Here is a 19,040-nt window from a genome sequence, read left to right on the forward strand (position 1 = left end):
CGCGGATCAGTGGGTGAGGACGACCTTCACGGCCACGACGGCGGTGGCCGCGCAGCCGAGCAGAATCGCCCCGAGCAGGGTCGACCGATCCGGCCGCGCACCCTCGAGCCTGCGAATCACGAAGGTGATACCGCTGATCCGCACCAGCATGGCGACTTCGGCGAGCACCTGGGCGGTGCGTGGTTCGAGCCACCCGACCGCGGCCGCCACGAGGATCGCGCAGGGCAGCACCGCGGAACTGAGGATGGGCAGCGAATCGCGCAGGTCGAGCCATGGCTGGGGTGGAGAGGGCGCGTCGGCCTGGCGCACCGATTGCCCGACGCCCTCGGCGAAGACGTGGGCGATGAACGTCGACAGGGCGGCGCCGACAACGACCGCGATGCCGACATCGTCGTCGGACGGTGCGACCGGGATCAGCGCGGAGAGGATCAGGACATTCCCATAGATATATGCGCTGATCCTGCGGGCGGCGTTCCGAGGGTCGAGCGGAACGCTGCGGGAGAACAAAGGTCCGTGTAAGAGCTCGTTTTTGTCGCGTGCCATCGGTCCTCACCCGTTAGTCGCACCCATACGAGAACGCTCTTGCGAAGCGGGGAGGTGCGGACATGCGGGGTGGAAATTCGGTGCACCTCGTCGAGAGTCGCTACTCATGACTATAGGCCGGGCGTCCTCGCCGAACCGGTGCACGAGGTGTCGCGCCCTGCTCCGGACCGCCGCCTGTCGAGCGTCGGGCTACAGGCCGAGTTGCCGAACCCCGGCGAGATAGGCCGACGTTTCCGCCCGAAGGGCGTCGACGGGCCAGTCACGTGGCTGCAACACCTCGGGAAGTGCGGGGTCGGTCGTGAGCAGGTCGAGCGCGGCACACACGACCGCGAATCTTGTTGCCGGGTCAGGGTTTTCGATGTCGTCGAGCAGTGCACGCCCCCGCGCCGACCAATCGGCCAGCGGCCATAATTCAGCGGTGAGATCAGCAGGGGTCTCGACCGGACGAAGTCGGAACCCGACTGTGGTGGCGGCCAGGTCCGCGGGCAGCGCGCGGACGAGGTTGGCCGGTCGCAGCCAGACTCCCTCGCGAAGTTCGGCCAGGCGAAGCGAGAGCAGCCTGGCTCGCAGGGCCGCGCGCTCGGCTGACGGGCGGCCGACAGCAGTGACGACGACCTGCTCCCATTCACCGTCCCAGGGCCGAACGGGCGGCGCGGCGAGTTCGGTCCGACGTGCGCGCAGAGCGGGGTCGAGCGTGTAGGCGCGATGTTCGCGGATCAGCTCGCCCGCGGCCACCATCCGCGACACCGCGACACGCACCGTCGTCTCCGGATAGCCGACGGCGGTGGTGGCAGCGCAGATTTCGCTCGAGGTCGTCGTCGGCGAATCGGCCGCGATCAGAATGCGGATCACCGCCGAACGGGCCGACACCGGACGGACCAGCGCGTCGAAGGCGGTGACAGCGGATTTCACGAGCCGAGTCTACATATTTCACTATTGCCGCGACTGTCTGGAAACTGTAACGTCGCACGGTATGACCACGACCACGTCCTCGATCCCGCTGGCCGGGCGCACCATGATCATGTCGGGCGGCAGCCGCGGCATCGGGCTGGCGATCGCCGTCGCCGCCGCCCGCGAAGGCGCCAACATCGTGCTGCTCGCCAAGACCGATACGCCCGACCCCCGACTGCCGGGCACCGTCCACACCGCCGCCGCCGAGATCGAAGCCGCAGGCGGACAGGCACTCGCGGTGGTGGGCGATGTGCGCGACGAAGCCTCGGTAACCGACGCGGTGGCCCACGCGGTCGAGCGTTTCGGCGGCATCGACTACTGCGTGAACAACGCCTCGGCGATCGCCCTCGCCCCCACCGAGGAACTGCCGATCAAACGATTCGACCTGATGCAGCAGATCCAGCTGCGGGGCACCTATCTGCTCTCCAGCGCCTGCCTGCCGCACCTGCGCCGCAGCGACAACGCCCACATCCTGAGCCTGTCGCCGCCGCTGAATCTCGCTCCCGAATGGCTCGGCGCCTACCCCGCCTACATGCTCGCCAAATACGGGATGTCGCTGCTGACCCTGGGCTGGGCAGCCGAGTACGCCGAACACGGCGTCGCCGGCAACTGCCTGTGGCCCGAGACCCTGATCGCCACCGCCGCGGTGCAGAATCTGCTCGGCGGCGACGACGCGATCGCCAAAGCCCGTACCCCACAGATCATGGCCGACGCCGCCGTGGCGCTCCTGCGCAAGGACGCGCGATCGGTCACCGGAAACACCTTCCTCGACGTCGACGTGCTGCGCGCCGAGGGCATCACCGATCTCTCGCCCTACGGAGGTGCCGACGGGCTGGAATACGACATCTTCGTCGACCCGCCACACAAGCGCGCCTGAGCCGCCCGCCCCCGGTGCGAGCCCCGGGGCATTCGCCGACCCGAAACGCGTCTGACGTCGTCGAACACAGTCGACACCGGGGCTATCCTCGGTAGAGGGCGGGCACACCAGCGCACCGCCACAAGGCCGCACCGAATCGAGCCGAGATGGCCGACAACTTGCCGACGCAGCGCAGCTCGGCCACGGGGATCGCGGCGGAATTGACCGCCGAGGGCTTCGAGGACGCCGAGGAGATCGGACGCGGTGGTTTCGGCGTGGTCTACCGCTGCGTCCAGCCCGATCTGGACCGCGTGGTCGCGGTGAAGGTACTGACCGCCGAACTCGACCCCGACGGACTGCAACGCTTCGTGCGCGAACAGCAGGCGATGGGCAGGCTGTCCGGCCATCCCTACATCGTCGCGGTCTTCCAAGCGGGCACCACCCACGGCGGGCACCCCTACCTGGTGATGCCCTATCACGCGCGTGGCTCGCTGGAACAACGCATCCACACCGGCGGCCCGCTGGACTGGGCAGCGACGCTGCGCTTGGGCGTGAAGATGGCGGGCGCCCTCGAGACCGCGCACCGGGCCGACATCCTGCACCGTGACGTGAAACCGTCCAACATCCTGCTCAGCGACTACGACGAACCCGAACTCACCGACTTCGGGATCGCCCGGATCCAGGGCGGGTTCCACACGACCACCGGAATCGTCACCGCCTCCCCCGCTTTCGCCGCGCCGGAGGTCCTGCGCGGCGCGCAGGCCACCGCCGCCGCCGACGTGTACGGCCTGGGCGCCACGCTGTTCTGCGCGCTCACCGGTCATGTCGCCTACGAGCGGCGCGTAGGCGAGCAGGTGTTGTCGCAGTTCCTGCGAGTCTCCGCCCAGCCCGGTCCCGATCTCACCGGCCAGGATGTGCCCGACGAGGTCAAGGCCGCCATCGAGCACGCGATGGCGATCGACCCCGCGGACCGCCCCCACAGCGCCGCCGCCCTCGGCGCGGAACTGGTTGCGGCCCAGCGCAGTACCGGGAGCCCGGTCGACGTCCTCCGGGTCCCTGATACCCGGCATCCGGTCGCGGTGCCGGTCGCACCGGCGAGCCGCGCCCGCGACCGCACCACCGCACCTCCCACACCCGCCACGAAGTATCGCCCGCCGACTCCGGCGCGGGCGACTCTCGCCAGAAAGCGCCTGCTCGAGCACTTGCGCACCACCGAACGGACCCGGCTCACCGCCATCCACGCGCCCAGCGGCTTCGGCAAGACCACGGTGGCCGCCCAGTGGCACGACGAGCTGGTCGAGCACGGCGCCGCGGTCGCGTGGCTGACCGTCGACGAGGACGACGACAACGTCTCCTGGTTCCTCACCCACCTCGCCGAGGCGATCCGTCCCGCCGTGCCCGCGCTCGCCGACGACCTCGACCGGCTACTGGAAGCCAACCCCGACGACCCGACTCGTGCCGTGCTCACCGCACTCGTCGACGGTCTGCACGCCGGAGACCGTCGGGTGACGTTGATACTCGACGACTGGCAACGGGTCACCGCCCCCGCCTCGGTGGACGCGGTTCGGTTCCTGCTGGAACACGGCTGCCACCATCTGCCCCTCGTCGTCACGAGCACCGAGCGTCTCGACCTGCCGTTGAGCAGATTGCGCATCCACGGCGAACTCGCCGAAATCGACGCCACGACACTACGTTTCACTCCCGACGAGGTACACGCGTTCCTCGCCGAAGCCGGCGGTGTACATCTGGCCGCCGACGAGGTGGCCGCGCTGGCGGGCGCCACCGACGGCTGGGTCGCGGCACTGCAGCTGACGGTGCTGTCGCTGCGCGCGGGCGAGGACGCGGCGCACCTGCTCGACAGCCTCGCCGCACACCCCGACATCGGGGCGTTCCTGGCCGAGAACGTCCTCGGCGCACTGGATCCGGACATTCTCGAATTCCTCATGACGACCTCGATCTGCGAGCGGATCTGCGGCGGACTGGCCACCACCCTGACCGGCCGCGCCGACGCCGCCGACCTGCTCGCCGACCTCGCCGACCGGGGCTTGTTCCTGCTGCCCACCGGCCCCGACCACCACTGGTACCGCTACCACCAGTTGTTCGCCGGCTATCTGTGCCGCAGGCTCGCCCAGGACCGCCCGGGCGAGATCGCGGGCCTGCGACTGCGAGCCGCCGACTGGTTCGCGCACCATCACCTGCTCAACGACGCGGTCGACCAAGCACTGGCCGCGCAGAACCCCGAACGTGCGGCCGATCTCGTCGAGCAGGGCGCGGGTTACCTGCTGGAACTGTCGAACATGGTGATGCTGCAAGGCATTCTGGCGAAACTGCCCGCCGGGGTGTGCCGGGCCAGGCCCCGCATCCAGCTGTTCGGCGTGTGGGTCAACCTGGTGCTGCGCAGACCCGCGGCCACCGCGTCCTCCCTCGCCCGCTTCGAGACCGCGCTGGCCGCGGCCCCACCCACCGAGCCCGGACGCACCGATCTGCGCGCGGAAGCGGATGTGGCGATCAGTGTCCGGGAGATGTTCGGCGACCGCGTAGCCGAGCTGGACGGTCTGATCGGTGACGCGCTGGCCCGGCCCGAGGACTTCTCCCCGCGGATCCCCGGGGTGGCGGCCAATATCGCCAGCTTCGCGGCGATCCAGCGCTTCGACTTCGCCGAGGCGCGCCGCTGGCAGCTCTGGGCAGCGCCGTATCACGAGGCGACCGGCCCGTTCCTGTCGGTGTACGGGCGCTGTTTCGCGGGTGTGGCCGCCCGCGAACAGCTCGACATCACCGGAGCCGACGACCTGTTCACGAGCGCGCTCGACACCGCACGCACGACCATGGGCGCCGCCTCCCACGCGACTCGCCTCGCGTGTGCGTTGCTCGGCGATTTGCGTTATGAGACAGGAGATCTCGATACCGCGACGGATCTACTGGAGCAGAGCAGAGCACTGTCCGCCGAAGGCGGCGGCGGAGTGGACGTCATGCTCGCCACCTACGCGACCGGGGCGCGGGTACGAGCCCTGCGCGGCGATCGCGACGGCGCGCGAGAACTCCTCGACGAGGGCATGTCCCACGCCGAACTCTTGGACCTGCCGCGCCTGGCCGCCCGGGTGCGCAACGAACGGGTGCGTCTCGGCGTCGAACTCGATCCCACCGTGACGGCGGCGCTGACGAGTGCGCGTACGATCCGGCGCGACAACGGAACCGCCACTGTCGTCGATGAATTCGATGAGGACTCCGCGATCCGTCTGCTGCTGGCAACAGGTCAGCTCCGGTCGGCGATCGAGCGCGCCGAGACCCTGGTCGCCGGGATAGACGCGCAGCGCAGGCCGCTGGCCGCACTGCGTGCCGGGTTCCTGCTCGGCAGCGCGATGCGCCGGGCCGACCGCGCGAGCGAGGCCGATCGCATCCTCACACCGTTGATCCGCCGATGCGACCGCCTCGGCCTGGTCCGCCTGCCCGCCGACGCGATGGCGACCTAGAGTTCGCCCAGCGGCCCGCTTCAGGAGACGAGCTTGCCGAGGATGTCGCGCAGCGAAGCGCGCTCATCGTCGGTGAGTCGTCCGAAGAAGTCGTCGGCATCCTTCGTCCGGGCAGCGGTCAGGCTAGCGAGAGTCCGCTCGCCCAGTGCGGTCACCGCCACCAGAATCGCGCGACGGTCCGTCGGGTCGGGCCGCCGCGTGACCAGAGCGGCTTGCTCGAGCGCGTCCACCACTTCCGTGGCCGACCGGGCACTGATCCGCAACGCGTCCGCGATGGCCGACAACCGGAGACCGGAGTGTTCGCCGGCCACGCGAAGCGCGCGGGCCTGATGCGGCGTCAGACCCATCGGCGCGTACGCCGCCGACCAGCGCCGACGGAGCGTCCTGGCCACCTGCATCAGGAGGTCGCTCTCGTTGTCGGGCATAAATTCGCCTCTCGCTGTGTTTTCCCTACCAGATAGTGAGGTAACCTCATCATAAACACAACCCAAGGGGGTTGCAGATGGAAGTGAAAGTCTCGGCCGGCGGCGGCCGCGCCCGCCGCCAAGACCCGGCCGACCGCGCACAACTGCGCGAGTCCCCGGTATCCCTTCGCCGGATAGCCGCGCTCTTCGCGCCGTACCGGCGTCAGCTCAGCCTGCTGACCGTCCTGATCGTGGCAGCTTCGACGATCAGCCTCGCCTCGCCGTTCCTGCTGCGCCTGGTGATCGATGACGCGCTCCCCCAGCAGAACGTCGCGCTCCTGCTCTGGGCCGTGGGCGGCATGCTCGCCGTCACTGTGCTCACTGCCGTGCTCGGCGTCGGCCAGACACTCATCTCCACCACCGTCGGCCAGCAGGTCATGCACGTCCTGCGGGCCGACGTGTTCCGCCACCTGCAGCGGCAGTCGCTGGCGTTCTTCACCCGCACCCGCGGCGGCGAGGTCCAATCGCGCCTGATCAACGATGTCGGCGGCATGCAGTCCGTGGTCACCAGTACCGCGACCGCCATCGCGAGCAACGTCACCACCGTGGTCGGCACGGCTGTCGCGATGGCAGTGCTGTCGTGGCGGCTGTCGCTGCTGTCGCTGGTGGTGCTGCCGCCCGCGATCTGGTTGACCCGGCGCGTCGCTCTGCTACGCCGCGATATCACCGCCCAGCGCCAACGTCATCTCGCCGATCTACACGGCCAGGTCGAGGAAGGGCTCTCGGTGAGTGGCGTCCAGCTGGGCAAGACCCTCGGCACCGGCCCCCTCGCGTCCGCACAGTTCGAGCAGACCTCGCATGATCTGGTCGGCCTCGAAGTGCGCGCACAGCTCGCGGGCCGCTGGCGAATGGCCACCATGAGCATCCTCTTCGCGGCCATCCCGGCGCTGCTGTACCTCGCCGCCGGGCTGCCTGCGACCAGCAGCGGCATGACGATCGGCACGCTGGTCGCCTTCACCACGCTGCAGGCCGGGCTGTTCAGACCGCTGATGGCCCTGCTCAACGTCGGTGTCGAAGTCACCAGTTCGATGGCGCTGTTCAGCCGAATCTTCGGCTACCTCGACCTTCCGGTCGAGATCGATGAGCCCGCCCGGCCGGTCGACCTCGACCCGCGCGATGTCGTGGGCGAAGTCCGGTTCGAGGAGGTCAGCTTCCGCTACGACGACACGGGACCCGACGTGCTCGACGGTGTCTCGCTCGTCGTTCCCCCTGGGTCGACACTGGCCCTGGTCGGCGAAACCGGTTCCGGCAAGTCCACCCTCGCCTCGCTCGTCGCCCGGCTGCACGACGCGACCGGCGGTCGGGTAGCCATCGATGGTGTCGATGTCCGTGACCTGGAGCTCGGCACTCTCGCTCGGATCGTCGGCGTGGTGTCGCAGGAGTCGTACCTGCTGCACACGACCATTCGCGAGAACCTTCGCTATGCCAAGCCGGGTGCGACCGATGCGGAGATCGAGCGCGCGGCCCGCGCCGCCCAGATCCACGAGCTGATCGCCTCGCTGCCCCAGGGCTACGACACTGTGGTCGGGTCGCGCGGTCATCGGTTCTCCGGTGGGGAGAAGCAGCGCATCGCCCTGGCCCGCACCCTGTTGCGCGACCCGCGCGTGCTGGTACTCGACGAGGCGACGAGCGCCCTCGACAACGAGACCGAGCGTGCGGTGCAGGCCGCCATCGACGTGGTCGCCCAGGGCCGCACGGTGATCACCATCGCGCACCGGCTCAGCACCATCCGCGATGCCGACCAGATCGCGGTTCTCCACCATGGCCGGGTCGCCGAGCTCGGCGATCACCGGACTCTCGTCGACGACGGGGGACGTTACGCCCGCCTCAACGGAGCCGCCGCGGTCGTGGCGGCCTGATCGGCTGCCACCGCGATGAAAGCCGGTCGCTCGAATTCGCGTCTCACGTTCCGGCCACCCGACTCGGTGCCGAAATAGTCGTGTACCAACGTCTTCGAATGGCAGGTGCGACCGATGGCGGGCATGGCCGAGGGCCCTTGCGCCCAACCGGCCCACGGTCCGACCGGGGGCCGTGGCCGCGGTCGGGCCGTGGTACGAGACCTGTTGGCGCGCGTCAGCAGTCCCGGTTCGCGGCCAGCGCCGCGAGCAGGTCCAGGTCGGCCAGTGCTTCGGCGTTCGCCCCGACCTCGCTGATCGTCGACATGGCTTCCTCGTACAGTTGCCTGGCCTGCAGCCGACTCCAGTCCCGCCCACCAGCGGCCTCGACCAGCTCGGCGGCACGGACCAATTCGGTGTCGTCGAGCGGCTTTTCACGGAGGTAGAGGTCGGCGAGCGCGCCCGCTTCCGGGGTGTTCGAGCGCAGTGCGAACACCACCGGCAACGACTTCTTGCGGCTGCGCAGGTCGGAGAACACCGATTTGCCGGTGACGTGCGGGTCGCCCCAGATGCCGAGCAGGTCGTCGGTGTGCTGGAAGGCGCGGCCCAGGCGCCTGCCGAACTCCTGCAGCCGCAACAGCTCAGCGGAGTCCGCGTTTCCGAACAGGCCACCCAGTGCGGCCGAACACCCGAACAGCGCCCCGGTCTTCTGGTCGACCATGGTGAAGGATTCGTCGAGTTCGACATCGGTGCGCCGCTCGAATCCCAGGTCCGCGCACTGACCCTCGACGAGGTGGAGCACCGAGCGGCTCATCAGATTTGTCGCTTCGACGATCGGTGTGTCCGGCTCCGCGGCGAGCAGGGAATACGCCTGGGCCACCAGCGCGTCGCCGGCGAGGATGGCGGGCCCGATCCCGAACGCGGTCCACGCCGTCGGCCGGTGCCGTCGAGTGGTGTCTCGGTCCATCACGTCGTCGTGCAGCAACGAGAAGTTGTGCACCAGTTCGACCGCGACGGCAGCGCGCACGGCAGCTGCCACGTCGCCGCCGGTCAACCGCGCGGCCGACAGAACGAGAGCCGGGCGAATAGCCTTGCCGCCGTCGTGACGTTCCGGTCGCCCGGTCTTGTCCCACCACCCGAAGTGGTAGCCCACGATCGTGCGAACCGTGGCAGGCATCATCTGCACGGTGGCGTGCAGGGTGGCGGCGCAGGTCTCCCGACATTGATCGAGTACGTCGGCGGCCGTGCGCGGGACCGGCGACACCGTGGGCGCGTGCACCAGGATCGGCGTGGTCGCGACATCCGGAGTGCTCATCGATTCACCTGCACTTCGGTCAGTGCCCCGAGGGCGTCCGGAACGAGCACTGCCGCAGCATGATTGGCGCTGATGAGGTAAGAGGCGATCGCTCGGTCGTCGATGCCGGTGAAGCGGACGTTGACGCCCGGCTCGACTTCGTCGGGCAGACCGGTCTGGCGCAAACCGATCACCCCGTCATCGGATTCGCCGATCCGCATCGCCAAGATCGTGCTGGTCCCGCTCGGTGAGATCGGGATCTTGTCCGAGGGCAGCAACGGCACGTTGCGCCACGCGTGCACCCGTTTTCCCTCGATTTCGGTGTGATCGGGATAGATGCCCTTGGCCGTGCATTCGTGGCCGAACTGGGCGATGACGCGCGGATGGGCGAGGAAGAACGCGGTCTTGCGACGGCGGGCGAGCAAGCGATCGAGATCCTCGGGCGTCGGGCGGCCGGTGGCCGAACACAACCGCTGACTCGGGTCGATGTTGTGCAGCAGACCGTAGTCGTGGTGGGTCAGCAGGTCGCGTTCCTGGCGTTCGCGCAATGCGGCGATCGACAGGCGCAGCTGCTGGTCGAGCTGGTTCATCGGCTTGTTGTAGAGGTCGGTGACCCGGGTGTGCACGCGCAGCAGCAGCTGCGCGATGCTGAGCTCGAGTTCGCGTGGTTGCTGGTCGTAGTCGACGTAGGTCCCGGGCAGGGTCGGCTCACCCTGCTGGCCCGACAGCAATCCGATCGCCGCCTGACCGTATTTGTCGGCACCGGTTCGTTCGGCGGCGACCGCGGCTCCGAGGCCGGCGACATGCGCGGCGAGGCGAGGTTCACGGGCGCACAGGGCGTCGAATACGATGCGCGGCAACGCCAGCACCGTACAGGCGGTGTTCGCGGTCGCCGTGTATTCCCAAATGGCCTGCCCGCCGAGGAGCGTGGCGGCACCGAGGTGGCTGCCGTCGTCGAGCACGTCGAGCTGTACCTGCTGACCGTAATCGCCGGGGCCGGTGAGCACGACCCGGCCGTGGGCCAGCACGTAGGCCGCGTCGATTTCGTTGCCGAATTCGCAGATCGTCTCCCCCGCCGCGAACTCCTGCTGAGTGAACAGGGTGGCGATCTCGCGCAACGTGTCGTCGTCGTCGACATCGCGCAGCGCCCGCAATTCCCGCAGTTCGGCCGGGACCACCTGATACCGGCCGTTGGCCAGCGTGCAGGTGACGTAGCCGTCCCCCACGGTGTAGGTCAGGCGCCGGTTGACCCGGTAGGTTCCGCCGTCGACCTCGACCCAGGGCAGCATGCGCAGCAGCCAGCGGGGCGTGATCCCTTGCATCTGCGGAACGGATTTGGTGGTGGTCGACAGTGTGCGGGCGGCGGCGACACCGAGCGCGGTCGGTGGGTTCTGGGCGGTGCTGGTCACAAGGAGGTCCTTCCCGGCGAGGTGGCATGGGTGGCGACGGATCCGGCACGGGGACGAACGCGGGCGGCGGCGGTGCCGATGCCCGACGGTCCCCACGCGTGGACCGGCCGGGCGGCAGTTCGTGACGGACTGCCGACCGGGTAGCGCAGGTGCTCCGGGCGGTAGCGGCTGGTGCCGCGATGCCAGTGCAGGATGCCCGCGATCCAGTCACGCAGTTCATCGATATAGCTGGTCAGCGATGCGCGAGCGGTGTCGTCGAGCCGGTGGTGTTCGAACAGGACGGGCAATTCGTCGTCGACGAGTCGCTGGAACTGCCGCATTCTGGCCCGCATCAGGTCGTCGACGACCGTAGCGGCGACGTCGCGGTCGCAATCGAAGAACGACTCGACCACCAGGATCGCGTTGTGCAGCTCCGATTCGTAGTCGATTTCCTTGTGGTAGGAGTAGAAGTCGTTGATCAGACAGCCGTAGTCCTGGGCGGCGTGTTCGATCCCGCGCAGGGTGGTGGACTCGAACACCGCATCGGGGATCACGCCGCCGCGGGCGATCTTCGACAGCGCGATCGTGAGATCCGAACCGAAGGTGCGACGGCGCATCTCCAGGTAGTCGACCGGGTCGGGGACTCGGTGCTGGATGTGGTTGGCCAGCTCCCACAACCAGCTCTCGGTCATCGATTCCACCGCTTGCCGGAAGGTGCGCCGAGCAGCCGGCGACATCGACCCCGCCGTGCGCGACCACAGGTCGACCAACGACCGTTCCAGCGGATTGACCGGTGTGCCAGCAGGTTTCAGGTCCAGCGGCATGAACGTCGACAGTCTGGCGTTGCAGGCTTTCGCGCCGGCCATCGCGGCGGCGCCCTGGGCTGGTGGGAAAACGACAGGAAAGTAGTCGTCGCCCCAGGTCCCCCAGGTGAGCCATTCGGCCGACAGCGTCAGCGCCTCGATATCGGCGTCGGGATCCAAACCGGCTGAGCACAGCGCGAAATCGAACCCGACCGTATCCTCGCGAGTCCACAACTGCCGCCCACCGAGCTCGGGCAGCGGGTCGTGGAATCCGACCTGTTGCGCCCAGTCGATACTGGCCGAGCGGGCCACCGGCAGGTGCGGTGACAGACTCAGTTCGAACGGCACGTCGAAGTCCGGCAGCGGCAAGTGCCCGGTGCGGCGCAACGGAGTCCGGGTATGGCTGCGCACTCCGCCCGGCCCGGCCAGGCCCTTCCAGAAACCGGGTCTGGCCAGCGCGGTGCCGATCCCCGCGGGACCGAACGACGTCGGTCCCGTCGCCGCGGAGCCGTTCATATACCGATTGGACCGCAGATGCCATTCGTGGCCACCGGACTGCCAGTCCTGCAGGCCGTGTGCGTACGACAGCGCCGCCGCGCACTGCACCGCGTCCAGTCCGTGCTCGTCGAACAGCAGGGGCAGCTCGGTGAGCACGGTGTTCTCGAACTGGTGGATTCGCGAGGTGAGCTGGTCGTTGACGATCTCGGCTGCCTGCTGTGGCGAACAGCCGAAGAACCGCTCTACCACCAGGACTCCGTTGTTCACCTCGCCTTCTTCCTCGGTCTCGCGCTGATACGAGAAGATGTCGTTTCGTAGGTGCACCGCGTCGGAGAACGCGTCCTTGAGCACCCGCATCGGCCGGGTGCCGACGATGGCTTCGGGAATCTCGACGCCGCGTGCGTACTCCACCAGATCGGCCGACCACGGTGCCCCGCCGACCCGGCGCCGCATCTCGATGTAGTCGATGGGGTTGGGAATTCGGGCGGTATTGATATTGCCGATCTCCCAAACACAGTCGAGTAGCAGGTTCCTGGTGCTCTCGCGGAACCGTTCGCGCCAGCACTGCGACATCGACGGCACCGTCCGCGTCCAGAGGTCGGCGAGACCGCGTTCGTCGGGATTGGTCGGTTCGGGCATCGCGGCACCGTCGGGCGGCATGAACGTGGCCAGGCGGTCCAGATATCGCCGTGCGCCGTCCATGTCGCCGGTGCGTTTGAACGCGTCGAGGAAGTGGTCGTCGAAATAGAAGACCCAGGTGTACCAGTCGGTGACGGTGTCGAGTACCGGCGCGCCTGCTTCCGGATGGGTGTAGGCGCACAGGCCGGCGTAGTCCATGCCGTCGAAACTCGCCTCGTCCCACACCACGTCGCCACCGACGGTATCGCCGAGCATTCCCATCTCGTAGGCCCACTGTTTGGTATGTGCCCGTGCTTGTTCCACGTGCGCGTTCAGCCGCGCGGGATGTGCGACGTAGAACTCGGGCAGCTCGAAGGGCTGCACGATGTCAGCCCTCGGCGCCGAGCTGCACGTTCTCGAGGATCGCGAGGGCATCGGGCACCAGCACGGCGCCCGAGTAGTAGGTGCTCACCAGGTAGGAGATGATCGCTTTGTCGTCGATGCCCATGAAGCGCACGTTCAGTCCGGGCTCGTACTCGTCGGGAATTCCGGTCTGGCGCAGGCCGATCACGCCCTGTGCCGATTCACCGGTGCGCATCAGCATGATCGAGGTGGTGCGACCGGCCGACGTGCCGATCTTGTTGCACGGCAGGATCGGCACCCCGCGCCACGAGGGCACCCGATGTCCGTTCAGCTCGGTGCTCGTGGGATAGATGCCGCGGCGGCTGCATTCGGCACCGAAGGCAGCGATGGCCTTCGGATTGGCCAGGAAGAACGCGGGTTCCTTCCAGACCAGGGCGAGCAATTCGTCCAGGTCGTCCGGTGTCGGCGCACCGGTGCGGGTACTGATCCGCTGCTGCGGCGCGGCGTTGTGCAGCAGCCCGAAGTCGCGGTTGTTGACCATCTCGTCTTCCTGGCGCTCGCGCAGGGCTTCGATGGTCAGCCGCAGCTGCTGTTCGATCTGGTCCATCGGCTTGTTGTAGAGGTCGGCGACGCGGCTGTGGACCCGCAGCACGGTCTGCGCGATGCTCAACTCGTATTCGCGCGGGGACAGGTCGTAGTCGACGAAGGTGCCCTGCAACTGCGGTTCGCCCTCGTGGCCGGAGGTGAGCTCGATCGAACTCTCGCCGTAGGGGTTGGCTCGCTCATCGGCGACGGCGTCGTCGAGCTGGGCCGCCCGCACGTGCTCGCGCAGCCCTTCGATCCGTGCGCTGACCTCGGCCAGCGCGCGGTCGGTGAGGACCAGGCAGGTACACGCGGTCACTGCTTTGACGGTGAAGTCCCAGGGCTGAGCGTCGGCACCGAGGATCCGTTCACCGATGAACCGGCCGTCGGTCATGATCTCGAGGACGGTCGACTCCCCGTAGGCGCCGGTGCCGAGCTTGTCGGCCTTGCCGTGGGCGAGCACCACCAGCTCTTCGGCCGGTCGACCGGCTTCGGCGATGATGTCGCCGGGCGCGTACCGCCGTTCGACGAAGGAGTCCGCCACCGTCTGCAGGGCCGCATCATCGGTGTAGTCACGCAGGTAGCGCAGTTCACGCAGGTCGGGTGCGAGTACCCGCGCCTGGCCCGCGGTGTCGTAGCAGGTGATCAAGCCGTCGCCGACGGTGTAGGTGAGGCGGCGGTTGACGCGGTAGACACCACCGTCGGCCTGCACCCAGGGCAGCAGTTTCAGCAGCCACCGCGAGGTGATGCCCTGCATCTGCGGCACGGACTTGGTGGTGGTCGCGAGGTTGCGCGCGGCCACGGTGCTGAGGCTCAGCTGCGCGGCGGCGATGGTTCCGGAGAAGGGATCAGCCAGTTCAGTCATGAGTTCTTCCTGCTTCGAGAGACATGGGAGAAACGAGATGACACACCACGGGGAGCGAACGAATCAGTTATCCACCGGCTATCGATTGTGGCAAAATCGACTGTAGCGGAAGGTGTTCGATCTATGGAGCGGATTGGCATGAATACTGTTGCACTAGAACACAATTCAGAGATCTGACTGACTCTCGCGCTTGCGTTTGCGCAAGTGGGTTCAGCCCTCGCGGCGTTGCCGTGAAGACGCTAGATGTTTGCTTCAGTGACTCATGAGCGCCTCATCGCCGCCCTTCCCGCTCCCGCGCTTCCGACAACCAGCAGCAGGGCAGTGAGCGCCCAGCGTCGCTGTTCGACCGCCACCGGCTGGGCAACCACCGCCTCCGGCTCCTTCTCGGGCGGCGATACAAATCTCACCGGCGTGGGGACCGGGACGGGTGGACTCGGCGGCGGTTCCACAGGTGGCGGAATCGGAGCTGGTGGGGGGCTGACCGACACGCTCGGCGGTGGCGGAGGGGATTCTCGTGGAGGTGCTGGTTCAGGGGCAGGCGGCACTGTCGGCTGCGGGGCCGGGACCGAGGGCGGTGGTGCAGGCAGCGGCTTCGGCGGCGCGGGAGCAGGTAACGGGAACGGCGGAGGTGCCGGAACAGGCAACGGAAGCGGGCGCGGAGGTGCCGGAACCAGCACTTCCGGTCCGTCGAACGGGCGGGCCGGAGCAGGCAGTTCCAGACCCCCGAGGGGCGGTGCCGGCGCTGGAAGGGCCGGCCGCCCGAACGGGGGAACCGCCGGCCGCTCGAATGTACTTCTCGGCGTGGTCGTCTCCGGCAGTTCGGGCCGGGCGCCCAGGCCAGGAAGTCCGGGTGGCACGGGCCGTTGGGTGCCCTCGGGTTCCTCGAAGCGAGGCACCGATCGAGGAACCCCGGTCTGCGGCACCTGCTCGGTGGTAGCGAGGGGCAGCGGTACGCGAGGGGTTTCCACGGGCTCCGGCGGGGTTGTGGTCACCGCCCCGACACGGGGCGTGTTTCGGGGTACGACGACGCTCGATGGCTCGACCGATGGTGACACCGGAGCTGGAACCGCACCGACCGGTCCGGGCGCGAACAGGCCCACGCCCGCCAGCGCGGCAGCCCAGATCCCTCTCCGCACAGTCTTTTTCACCTCAGTTGCACCAGCACGGCGTCGAAGGCCGTCGGTGCGACAGCAGCCGCTCGGCCGTAGGGGTTCTGCAGCTCGAAGATGGTGAAGATCATGAACGTCACCACCGCCGCGAAGCTGGCCACCACGACGACGTGAATGCGCGCGCTGGTGCCCGAGAACAGCAGTGACAAGCCCACCGACAGAATCGCGCCGAGTGCCAGCGCCAGCCACATCATCGGCGACAACGCGCTGCCCGCGGCCTCGATTCTGACCTGCCTCGCCTCGTAGACCTCCCACAGCCGATCGGCCGCCGCGATCTGGCGCGAACGTTGCCATTCGACGGCGGCGGGGCTGGCCGCGATGCTGGTGCGCACCGCCGACAATTGGTTCCACGCCCTGTCGTCGACACTCGTACCGGAGCTCATGGCGGGCCATTCGACCTCGATCACCTGGCCGGTATAGGCGTGAACGGCCCTGGTGACGGTGCTGCGGGCCGGTTCCGACAGGGCGTCGCCCGCCCACTGCAGAGCGAGTAGCCGGTCCGCTTCGTCCGATGCCGCCTTCGCCGCGCCGGCGTTGGTGTCGAGCACGCCGATGAGCAGGAACGACGCCAGCACCACCTGCAGTCCGCCGACGAGCGTGAACACCTGCCCCACCGACTCGTTGGCGGCCTCGCCGTCGCGACCCTTGCCGCGCCTGCGCAGCAGGTAGGCGGCGGTTCCAGCCAGTCCTGCGGCGACGATCACCCACAGCAGTGCTTCCCAGAGCATGTCTCAGTAGTCCTTTGTCGTCGAGGGGGCGAGGATGCGCGCCGGAAATCACTGAAGATTCGTTTGACCACCTCCGAACAGGGAGGACCACGATGAGGAATCCTGCGACCGTTGAACGCGGAATAGCAAGGGGGCCAACGATGTCGAGGTTAGGCCGCCGTCATCAGCGCCGCAATGACCAAGCAAACCATCGACGAGCTCCCGTGTCGGCCACCGGATGACCGAAATCGGCAGGCGGGGCCCGCCTTCGAGGCAGTCGACGGCCCGGCTCGTCCGGACCGTCCTGGCACGACATCCCGGCGAACCTGGCACGGAATGCGAGTGTCGCTCACGCGGTGGAACCGAGATCCGAGAGACCGCACGGAGTCGCCGAATTACGCTGTTATCCTTGATCTTTCGAGAGCAACTGGCAATGTCGACAGGTGCAGGTAACCGGTGAACGGATCCGCGTCCTACCCGTTTTCGGCGTCCACGCACCCCAGCGCGGAGGTGGACTATGCACAGCGAGGCGGACGCGCGCAGGATCGAGACCGGAGGGCGAACCGAGCGCGGCGAGCAGCAATCCGACCGAACGGAGGTCGATCCGAGAGCCCCAGCGCGAAAGAAGTCCGTTTTGTTCGAATTGGGGCAATCGGCGAGCGAATTGATTCGACCGGCAACGCTGTGCCCATTAGAACGACCGAGCCCCGTCAACGACCAGGGTATAACCCTGCGCGGCGCGCGCGATTTGCAGAGAGTGGCGTTCGGCTGCCGCCTGCGCGCCCGGGAGGATTTCGCTGCGACGCTGTGGACCTCGAGCACCGGGTCGGTTCTCGTCGCGCGGCTGCAATCCTCGGATATCACCGCCGAGCGCGGTACCGATGCCGGCGACGACCACTACAGCCAGTACCTGCAACTGGGTTTGGTGCTGGCCGGCCGAGCCACGCTCGAGCAACGGGGCCACCGGTCGACCGCGGTGGCCGGTGAGGCGTTCGCGGTGTGCCTCGACAGCCCGTTCCGGTCGACACTCGCGCGCTGCGAGACTCCGGCCTCCGATGTGCTGTACCTCTATCTACCGGTCGATTCGCTAGCCGCGTGGGGACTGGATGCGGCGGCGGCGGGCGGCTGGTCGTGGCCGCTGTCGCGGGCGGCGGTTTCGGCCCTGATGTTCGGCCGTGATATCGCCTGTGGCGCAACAAGTCCCGACCATCTGCGAATAGTGGCGCGGATCGACGAGATCCTGTTCCGGGCGGCGATAGTCGCGCTGCTCGAACGCGATCTCACGGATGCGACAAGGGAACTGACGACCGAGGACGTGCTGCGCCGCCGCGCGGCCGACTTCATCGACCGGAATTTCGCGGACCCGGCGGTGAACCCCGATGCGGTCGCGGTCCGGCTGCACGTGAGCAGGCGAACCCTGTTCCGGGCGTTCGAACTCCAGGGCCTGTCCGTGGGAAGGCTCATTCGCACCCGCAGACTGGCCGCCGCGGCGAGTGCGCTCAGCGATGACACCCGCGGCCTTCGCGACATCGCCGACAGCTGCGGCTTCCGCACCGTCGACCAGCTCTCCCGTGCCTTCCGCGCCAAGTACGGGGTAACCCCGGCCGCCTATCGTGCCGCACGGCGCAAGGACGCCATGGTCGGGTGGAGCTAGCTGAAGCCCTCGGCGTTCGCGAGGCGATGCGGCTCGCCTCGACCGGTCAGCCGGTCGAGGCGAGCCTTCCCCGTGCACCCACGCGCCGCCGCCACGTCGCGGGGGCAGGATCTATCCTAAGCGCCGCGGCCTCTCGCATACCGGAGCCGCGCCCATCCACCATCCGATTCGAGGGTCGGGTCCCCGTGCGGCTCAACGGCAAGTGACACAAGCCCTTTGCCTGCATGTCGAGACCGCGATCTCGACAACGGTCACGATCCCCGAGCCCGCGGTCGGCACCGCGATGCGGGCCCTTCGGGCTTCCGTCAGTTCGGATCCTTGTTCGGGCGATACGCGCGGACGACCAGGTGGGCGGCCTCGGCGCAGATCGTTTCGGCGTCGACGGCACGGAGCGGGATCGTGCCGTACATCGAGGCGTGCAGACCCTGCTGGACGAGCAGTGAGACGAACTGCCGGGCGGCGGTTGCCGGGTCCTCGACGTCGAGCTCACCGCGTACACCGCGGCGGCGCAGCAGGTCGGCGATCTGTATGACGAGTTGTTTGGGTTCGCCGTCGGCGCAGGCGGGGCGCAGGGACGGGATGCGGGCGACCTCGCTGATGATCAGGCGGCGCAGCGCGGAGGCGCGCTCGTCGAGCAAAACCCGCAGGACGAGGTGGCCGATCTCGACGAGGGCGGTGGTGGCGTCGAGATCGGCGGCCTGCTCCGTACCGGTGATATCGGTGCCGAAGTTCGCGGCGACTCGGCTGCGTTCGTCGTCCACGGCGGCCAGGAACAGGGTCTGCTTGTCGCCGAAGTGGTTGTAGGCGGTCTGTTTTGCCACGCCGGCCCGTTCGGCGATCACGTCGAGGGTCGCCCGCTCGTAGCCGTCTCGCAGGAACGTATCGATCGCGGCGTCGAGGATGGCGCGCCGCTTGCCGGGGTCGCCGCCGTGCGGGCGGCCACCGGAACTCGATCGTATGGCCGATGTCGACATGTCCGT

Annotated in this window: 13 protein-coding genes; 4 read left to right on the top strand and 9 right to left on the bottom strand. The window is 68.2% G+C overall.

The window, feature by feature from the left end; translation table 11 throughout:
- Positions 1-6: 6 nt before the first annotated feature.
- Both ACFWFP_RS11650 and ACFWFP_RS11655 read right to left on the bottom strand, forming a co-directional pair.
- Positions 7-543, bottom strand: a complete 537-nt coding sequence (locus tag ACFWFP_RS11650; RefSeq protein ID WP_379294681.1) for a hypothetical protein — start codon at positions 541-543, stop codon at positions 7-9.
- 189 nt (positions 544-732) lie between these two features.
- Positions 733-1,455, bottom strand: coding sequence for a PaaX domain-containing protein, C- domain protein (locus ACFWFP_RS11655; protein ID WP_379294682.1), 723 nt, complete (start codon positions 1,453-1,455; stop codon positions 733-735).
- 61 nt (positions 1,456-1,516) lie between these two features.
- On the opposite strand from ACFWFP_RS11655, the gene ACFWFP_RS11660 reads away from it, so the two are divergent.
- Both ACFWFP_RS11660 and ACFWFP_RS11665 read left to right on the top strand, forming a co-directional pair.
- Entirely contained in the window at positions 1,517-2,371 is an 855-nt protein-coding gene (locus ACFWFP_RS11660) for an SDR family oxidoreductase (RefSeq protein ID WP_379294683.1), read from the top strand.
- A 146-nt stretch (positions 2,372-2,517) separates the two neighbouring features.
- Positions 2,518-5,820, top strand: a complete 3,303-nt coding sequence (locus tag ACFWFP_RS11665) for a protein kinase (RefSeq protein ID WP_379294684.1) — start codon at positions 2,518-2,520, stop codon at positions 5,818-5,820.
- 20 nt (positions 5,821-5,840) lie between these two features.
- On the opposite strand, the gene ACFWFP_RS11670 is transcribed toward ACFWFP_RS11665, so the two are convergent.
- The gene (locus ACFWFP_RS11670; protein WP_379294685.1) at positions 5,841-6,245 is read right to left on the bottom strand and encodes a MarR family winged helix-turn-helix transcriptional regulator; all 405 of its coding nucleotides are present in this window, start codon (positions 6,243-6,245) and stop codon (positions 5,841-5,843) included.
- A 77-nt stretch (positions 6,246-6,322) separates the two neighbouring features.
- Between ACFWFP_RS11670 and ACFWFP_RS11675 the strand changes: the two genes are divergently transcribed.
- Entirely contained in the window at positions 6,323-8,143 is a 1,821-nt protein-coding gene (locus tag ACFWFP_RS11675; protein WP_379294686.1) for an ABC transporter ATP-binding protein, read from the top strand.
- Positions 8,144-8,357: 214 nt separating this feature from the next.
- Here ACFWFP_RS11675 and ACFWFP_RS11680 read toward each other — a convergent pair whose 3' ends face one another.
- The 5 genes from ACFWFP_RS11680 to ACFWFP_RS11700 all read right to left on the bottom strand — a co-directional run bounded on the left by ACFWFP_RS11680 (position 8,358) and on the right by ACFWFP_RS11700 (position 16,427).
- Positions 8,358-9,434 (bottom strand): family 2 encapsulin nanocompartment cargo protein polyprenyl transferase, encoded by a 1,077-nt coding sequence (locus ACFWFP_RS11680; protein ID WP_379294687.1) that lies wholly within the window; start codon positions 9,432-9,434, stop codon positions 8,358-8,360.
- Positions 9,431-10,822, bottom strand: a complete 1,392-nt coding sequence (locus ACFWFP_RS11685; RefSeq protein WP_379294688.1) for a family 2B encapsulin nanocompartment shell protein — start codon at positions 10,820-10,822, stop codon at positions 9,431-9,433. Before ACFWFP_RS11685 ends, ACFWFP_RS11680 begins: the two co-directional genes overlap by 4 nt.
- Positions 10,819-13,104 carry a germacradienol/geosmin synthase gene (locus ACFWFP_RS11690; protein ID WP_379294689.1) on the bottom strand — a complete coding sequence of 762 codons (2,286 nt, stop codon included), beginning with the start codon at positions 13,102-13,104 and terminating at the stop codon, positions 10,819-10,821. The genes ACFWFP_RS11685 and ACFWFP_RS11690 overlap by 4 nt, the downstream gene beginning before the upstream one ends.
- 4 nt (positions 13,105-13,108) lie before the next feature.
- The gene (locus ACFWFP_RS11695; protein ID WP_379294690.1) at positions 13,109-14,530 is read right to left on the bottom strand and encodes a family 2B encapsulin nanocompartment shell protein; all 1,422 of its coding nucleotides are present in this window, start codon (positions 14,528-14,530) and stop codon (positions 13,109-13,111) included.
- A 1,144-nt stretch (positions 14,531-15,674) separates the two neighbouring features.
- On the bottom strand, positions 15,675-16,427 hold the full coding sequence (locus tag ACFWFP_RS11700; RefSeq protein WP_379294691.1) for a hypothetical protein: 753 nt from the start codon (positions 16,425-16,427) through the stop codon (positions 15,675-15,677).
- Positions 16,428-17,163: 736 nt separating this feature from the next.
- On the opposite strand from ACFWFP_RS11700, the gene ACFWFP_RS11705 reads away from it, so the two are divergent.
- Complete coding sequence (locus tag ACFWFP_RS11705) at positions 17,164-18,060, top strand: helix-turn-helix domain-containing protein (protein WP_379295127.1); 897 nt, start codon at positions 17,164-17,166, stop codon at positions 18,058-18,060.
- 305 nt (positions 18,061-18,365) lie between these two features.
- Here the strand turns inward: ACFWFP_RS11705 and ACFWFP_RS11710 are convergent, their stop codons facing one another.
- Positions 18,366-19,034 (bottom strand): TetR/AcrR family transcriptional regulator, encoded by a 669-nt coding sequence (locus tag ACFWFP_RS11710; RefSeq protein WP_379294692.1) that lies wholly within the window; start codon positions 19,032-19,034, stop codon positions 18,366-18,368.
- Between the last annotated feature and the right edge of the window lie 6 nt (positions 19,035-19,040).

This window comes from Nocardia sp. NPDC060249 (assembly GCF_042728755.1).
Classification (GTDB): Bacteria; Actinomycetota; Actinomycetes; order Mycobacteriales; family Mycobacteriaceae; genus Nocardia.